This window comes from Streptomyces hazeniae (assembly GCF_031845485.1).
GTDB classification, from domain to species: domain Bacteria; phylum Actinomycetota; class Actinomycetes; order Streptomycetales; family Streptomycetaceae; genus Streptomyces; species Streptomyces hazeniae.
This window is the reverse complement of record NZ_JAVREQ010000248.1, coordinates 1-394: the sequence shown is the minus strand read 5'-3', so window position 1 is coordinate 394 and position 394 is coordinate 1. Positions and strand designations below refer to the sequence as shown.

Annotated in this window: 1 pseudogene; it reads left to right on the top strand. The window is 74.1% G+C overall.

From position 1 onward, the window contains the following. Positions 1 to 357: pseudogene (locus RM572_RS29565) on the top strand (hypothetical protein); the annotation flags it as partial. Positions 358 to 394: the final 37 nt, after the last annotated feature.

Genomic DNA, 394 nt, shown 5'->3' with positions numbered 1-394 from the left:
CGCCGTATCCGTGCTGCGGCCCGTATCCCCCTGCCCGCCCGCCGGACGCTGGAGGAGAAGTGGGCGGCGAACACCCGCCCGCTCGAAGGCGGCCATCTGGAGTGGACGGGCGAGCGCGTCGGTACAAGCCGGTCCCCGATCAAGCGCTACCGGGAACAGCTCTACTCCCCGGGTGCGATCGCGTTCCGGATGCGGACCGGCCGGCATGCGGTAGGGCGCGTGCAGGCGGAGTGCGGGGTACACCAGTGCGTGGCGCCGGCCTGTGTCGAGGACCAGCCCGGCCGCAAGGCCCGGCGCGACGCCGACCGGCGGGCCGACCGCGCGTACCGCGTGATCTTCGGTGAGACCGCCGGATGACCGGGGACCTGTGGCGGGAGCGCGCGGTGTGCACCAC